The organism is Bartonella sp. AP58NXGY (assembly GCF_042195785.1).
In the GTDB taxonomy this organism is placed as follows: Bacteria; Pseudomonadota; Alphaproteobacteria; order Rhizobiales; family Rhizobiaceae; genus Bartonella.
Map to the genome: position 1 here is coordinate 2,501 of NZ_JBHIOY010000024.1, position 5,910 is coordinate 8,410.

General features: G+C 44.5%; 1 protein-coding gene, 3 tRNA genes and 2 rRNA genes (1 of these 6 running past the window's edge). 5 read left to right on the forward strand and 1 reads right to left on the reverse strand.

What is annotated here, in order from left to right; genetic code table 11:
• From ACFINC_RS08810 to ACFINC_RS08830, 5 genes are all read left to right on the forward strand, one after another.
• Positions 1-51, forward strand: a tRNA-Ile gene (locus tag ACFINC_RS08810) (it extends 26 nt beyond the left edge of the window).
• A 305-nt stretch (positions 52-356) separates the two neighbouring features.
• Positions 357-432: transfer RNA gene (locus ACFINC_RS08815), tRNA-Ala, on the forward strand.
• Positions 433-916: 484 nt separating this feature from the next.
• Positions 917-3,726, forward strand: a 23S ribosomal RNA gene (locus tag ACFINC_RS08820).
• A gap of 74 nt (positions 3,727-3,800) precedes the next feature.
• A 5S ribosomal RNA gene (gene rrf / locus ACFINC_RS08825) occupies positions 3,801-3,915 on the forward strand.
• A gap of 113 nt (positions 3,916-4,028) precedes the next feature.
• Positions 4,029-4,105: transfer RNA gene (locus ACFINC_RS08830), tRNA-Met, on the forward strand.
• Positions 4,106-5,361: 1,256 nt separating this feature from the next.
• On the opposite strand, the gene ACFINC_RS08835 is transcribed toward ACFINC_RS08830, so the two are convergent.
• A complete protein-coding gene (locus ACFINC_RS08835) occupies positions 5,362-5,577 on the reverse strand; it encodes a hypothetical protein (RefSeq protein ID WP_375616965.1) in 216 nt (71 codons plus the stop codon).
• Between the last annotated feature and the right edge of the window lie 333 nt (positions 5,578-5,910).

Sequence of the window (5,910 nt, forward strand, 5' to 3'; positions counted from 1 at the left end):
GCGCGCTTGATAAGCGTGAGGTCGGAGGTTCAAGTCCTCCCAGGCCCACCAATTACTCTATCAATCTATAAGCGCTTGTGAAACGTGCTCAGAGGAAGCTTTCTTTATTAATTTATAAGAACCTTATCAGTTTATAGGAATCTTACCGGTGCATAAAAACTTTACTGGTACAAAAAAGAGCTTTCTTTGGTTTTAATATCCGAAATTGCAGTGGTCTTAAGGTAAATTTAAGTGATCTTGAGATATAAGGTAAAAAAATGTTTCGAGAAAAGGCAATAAAGCGTAGCAATTTTGAGAAAATAGCAATTTTAAGTGATCTTGAATTTTAAGCGTTTCGAAGATGTTATATTGTTTTAGGGGCCGTAGCTCAGCTGGGAGAGCACCTGCTTTGCAAGCAGGGGGTCGTCGGTTCGATCCCGTCCGGCTCCACCACTTTAATCGGTCATCATCATGTTGTAAGAACACGGTTTAGTAAGAGGTTTTTAGCCTTTTGCTTGTTCTATTGAAATTGTGAAGAGAAGATATATTCAGACATGTTCCTTTTAAAAGGCTGCTTTTGGAAGACAGTTTTTTACTTAAGAAAAATGATTTCTTAGGAAAAGTGCTTGTTGTCAAAAGAGGTTAAGTGGATTTTTTAAAAAAGGTCTTGAAAAAGACCCTTCGATTTAAAGAAGAAATCTTAATCTAAACAAGAGACCTTTAATCTCAAAGAAGAACAAAACTTTTCTTTAAAAGAGGAACATTGTGTCGCAAGGGAATGCTCAAAGCCCTTGCATATGATTGGAAGCTTAACCGCGCCATTGAATATATCTCGAGAAGCTGGTCTTTTCTGCTGATATTTGGTTTGTTTTGCGCTTTATTTTGCACAAGATAAAGAGGGGCAGACAAACCGTGAATGAATATTGGCAATGAGAACGATCAAGTGTCTTAAGGGCATTTGGTGGATGCCTTGGCATGCACAGGCGATGAAGGACGTGATACGCTGCGATAAGCTACGGGGAGGTGCGAATACCCTTTGATCCGTAGATTTCCGAATGGGGCAACCCACCTTTGATGGCTAGAAAAATTAAGCTGTTTTTTAAACAGTTTAATTTTCTAGTCGTCAGATAAAGGTATCTACACCTGAATAAAATAGGGTGTAAGAAGCAAACGCAGGGAACTGAAACATCTAAGTACCTGTAGGAAAGGACATCAAACGAGACTCCGTTAGTAGTGGCGAGCGAACGCGGACCAGGCCAGTGGCTTGAATTAAGAAAAGTAGAAACGACTGGAAAGTCGTACCAAAGAGGGTGATAGTCCCGTATACGTAAATCTGATTTAAGTCCTAGAGTAGGGCGGGACACGTGAAATCCTGTCTGAACATGGGTCGACCACGATCCAAGCCTAAGTACTCGTGCATGACCGATAGCGCACCAGTACCGTGAGGGAAAGGTGAAAAGTACCCCGACAAGGGGAGTGAAATAGTACCTGAAACCGAATGCCTACAAACAGTCGGAGCCCAAGATTCGTTCTGGGTGACGGCGTACCTTTTGTATAATGGGTCAGCGACTTAGTCTAACGAGCAAGCTTAAGCCGGTAGGTGTAGGCGTAGCGAAAGCGAGTCTGAATAGGGCGTTCAGTTCGTTGGATTAGACCCGAAACCGAGTGATCTAGCCATGAGCAGGCTGAAGGTAAGGTAACACTTACTGAAGGGCCGAACCCGTATCTGTTGCAATAGATTGGGATGACTTGTGGCTAGGGGTGAAAGGCCAATCAAACTCGGAAATAGCTGGTTCTCCGCGAAATCTATTTAGGTAGAGCGTTAGTCGAATTCTCCAGGGGGTAGAGCACTGGATGGGCTAGGGGTCCTCACCGGATTACCAAACCTAACCAAACTCCGAATACCTGGAAGAACTAACTAGCAGACACACGGCGGGTGCTAACGTCCGTCGTGGAGAGGGAAACAACCCTGACCACCATCTAAGGTCCCCAAGTTATGGCTAAGTGGGAAAGGATGTGAGGATCCCAAAACAACCAGGATGTTGGCTTAGAAGCAGCCACCATTTAAAGAAAGCGTAACAGCTCACTGGTCTAAATAAGGGTCCCTGCGCCGAAAATGTAACGGGGCTAAAGCCATACACCGAAGCTGTGGATTTATTCCTTATGGAGTAAGTGGTAGCGGAGCGTTCCGTAAGCCTGTGAAGGGAGACTCGTGAGAGCTCCTGGAGGTATCGGAAGTGAGAATGCTGACATGAGTAACGATAAAGGGAGTGAGAGACTCCCTCGCCGAAAGTCCAAGGGTTCCTGCTTAAAGTTAATCTGAGCAGGGTGAGTCGGCCCCTAAGGCGAGGCCGAAAGGCGTAGTCGATGGGAACCACGTTAATATTCGTGGACCTGTGGGTAGTGACGGATTGCGTATATTGTAAGATCTTATTGGATTGATCTTGCAGTGAAGCAGTTCCAGGAAATAGCTCCCACATATAGACCGTACCCCAAACCGACACAGGTGGACTGGTAGAGAATACTAAGGCGCTTGAGAGAACTACGTTGAAGGAACTCGGCAAATTGCACGCGTAACTTCGGAAGAAGCGTGACCCTTTAGCGGGCAACCGTTAGAGGGTGGCACAAACCAGGGGGTAGCGACTGTTTACCAAAAACACAGGGCTCTGCGAAGTCGCAAGACGACGTATAGGGTCTGACGCCTGCCCGGTGCTGGAAGGTTAAGAGGAGATGTGCAAGCATTGAATTGAAGCCCCAGTAAACGGCGGCCGTAACTATAACGGTCCTAAGGTAGCGAAATTCCTTGTCGGGTAAGTTCCGACCTGCACGAATGGCGTAACGACTTCCCCGCTGTCTCCAACGTAGACTCAGTGAAATTGAATTCCCCGTGAAGATGCGGGGTTCCTGCGGTTAGACGGAAAGACCCCGTGCACCTTTACTATAGCTTTACACTGGCATTTGTGTCTGTATGTGTAGGATAGGTGGTAGACTTTGAAGCAGGGGCGCTAGCCTTTGTGGAGTCATCCTTGAAATACCACCCTTACCGATATGGATGTCTAACCGCAGTCCGTTATCCGGATTCGGGACCGTGTATGGTGGGTAGTTTGACTGGGGCGGTCGCCTCCTAAAGAGTAACGGAGGCGCGCGATGGTAGGCTCAAAACGGTCGGAAATCGTTTGTTGAGTGCAATGGCATAAGCCTGCCTGACTGTGAGACTGACAAGTCGAGCAGAGTCGAAAGACGGTCATAGTGATCCGGTGGTCCCGTGTGGAAGGGCCATCGCTCAACGGATAAAAGGTACGCCGGGGATAACAGGCTGATGACCCCCAAGAGTCCATATCGACGGGGTTGTTTGGCACCTCGATGTCGACTCATCGCATCCTGGGGCTGGAGCAGGTCCCAAGGGTATGGCTGTTCGCCATTTAAAGCGGTACGTGAGTTGGGTTCAGAACGTCGTGAGACAGTTCGGTCCCTATCTGCCGTGGGTGTTGGAATATTGACAGGACCTGTCCCTAGTACGAGAGGACCGGGATGGACGTATCTCTGGTGGACCTGTTGTGGCGCCAGCCGCATAGCAGGGTAGCTATATACGGACGAGATAACCGCTGAAGGCATCTAAGCGGGAAACTCACCTGAAAACTAGTATTCCCTGAGAACCGTGGTAGACCACCACGTTGATAGGTCAGGTGTGGAAGTGTGGTAACACATGAAGCTTACTGATACTAATCGTTCGATCGACTTGATCGTTCTCATTTCCCATATTCTTTCTTAAATTAGCAGAAAAATAAACAGCTTCTCGATATGTCTATGCTCTTTGCTGACTTGGTGGTTATGGCGGAGTGAACGCACCCGATCCCATCCCGAACTCGGCCGTGAAACGCTCCAGCGCTGATGGTACTTTGCCTTAAGGCACGGGAGAGTAAGTCGCCGCCAGGTCTGCTAAGCGCATAGATCAAACTTCTCAATAATTTAAAAAAAATATAACTAAAAAATAGAATAAAATATAATAAGGCGTCGACAAAAAAAACAACTTATTATATCCTTATTGACGCGGGGTGGAGCAGCCCGGTAGCTCGTCAGGCTCATAACCTGAAGGCCGCAGGTTCAAATCCTGCCCCCGCAACCACTTCTTAATAGTTAACCCTATAATATTCCCTAGCATTCCGTAATAGTAACTTGGCTCTTCTCAATCTAAACAGAGATATGTCAAACGAAAGAGATGATATGCTCAATAAGCCTAATTAAAAAAGCTTTTAAAATTTTAATCAATCCATACTCGCCTCTCTTTACATGCTAATCACTCTACAGACATCATTGAAATATCATAGATAAACATGATAATTCATTAAGCCATGAAAACCTCCTCAAACCTTCAGAAAAAAAACCTGCTGAACCCAGAAATAGTGAAAAAAATCATTCTCGATGGGCATAATTGGTGGAAATATCCATGAAAAGGAGACTGTTTTGCATAATCAAAAATGTGCTCAGCACACCGTGAAAACAAATCCTGCCAAAAAAAGACCTATGAGCGGCTTTGGGGCTGGATCGGATTCTTCTCATCCCTAAAAGAACGCAATAGGACTCATAAGGGGTATGCTACTAATGAAGCAGAGATAGGCAGAGAATGCTTTCTTCTCTCTGAAACGATAAATCTAAAAGCTCTTCTTAATACTGGAAAACAAAAATAGCATCAAGCTCTGAAAATAAAAGCAGGAGGAAACATGTCGTAGCGTGTAAACGCATGGAGTGAAATGCTAATCACTCGAAACTCTTCTCACGTAACAGAGATATAATCGAAAACGCTATGGAAAAAGGAGAAAACGTACGAGTGCGTAAATACCCGTAGAATTATGCTGAGGAGATATAGGAGGACTCGCAACTCTGCCCTGCGTAAAAAACGCAATGCAGAAATAGGGGATACTCCGCTAAACATTATGCCCTCTGAAACAACTAGAAAAAAGAGCGTAGAGGTGTATGTAATTCACACAAAGAAACACTCCTCAAAAACTAAATCTAAGCTCAGCTTCTCTCTCTTTTACGATATCCCGCCCTTTGTCCTATGTGTGCCTGTATATCTTCATCCTTAAAACAATCTGCTAACTTTTTGTAACAAAAAACTGCACATAATTCCTTGACCACCTAAACTATCTATATCCCTAACTACTCAGGCGGATTTTTACTTAGAAAGCTTTTGGGGAAAGCTTTTGGGGTACTGAGCCTATGCCTATATCTGTGGGGGCAGTGCTTTACGGCTCAGATAGAGAAATAACAGCTTTTTACACTATCCTAACATACATAAAGCAACCTTAAGAGAAAAAACTCCAAAAGTTACATATCCTTATCCTTGGCGCAATGTACTATCGGGACATCTCACATCATCTCTTAGACATCTGCTCTAGCCCCATTTACCGTTTCTAGGGTGACATGTTCTTTAAAGAATTGATGATTTTTGCGATCTTTTTTAGAAACCAGCGTAATGAGAGAGAAAGTCTGCCGTGAGAAAAAGAAGGAGCAGCTTTTTGCTTTTGCAGCCATTGGTCCTGATGTTTGAACGGAAGCTGGCAGTGGTAAGGGGAAAGCCATAGAGTACGTGATCACTAAATTTTATCCCGTTATAGGAATATCGGATTTTATAAGCTATAGAGAAGGCTATACCGAGGGGATGGGGGGCTCTGAAGTCTTAAAGAGAAGATTGGATAATCTTCAGAGCACAAAATTATATGTCTACTAGAAAAAATAAGGGCCTTCTTGTATCTCATGTGCTTCTTATTCCACACCGTTCCAAAGCTAGTATCTCTAGCCTCAGTACAACGAGGTATAAATCGGATGATGTCTTACCCTACCTTAAATATACTTTTGTGAAAATTACTTTAAAGGTCGTGTGTTAGCTTATGCAAAATCTTTTATGGAAAGAGCTTATTGCTCTAAGAG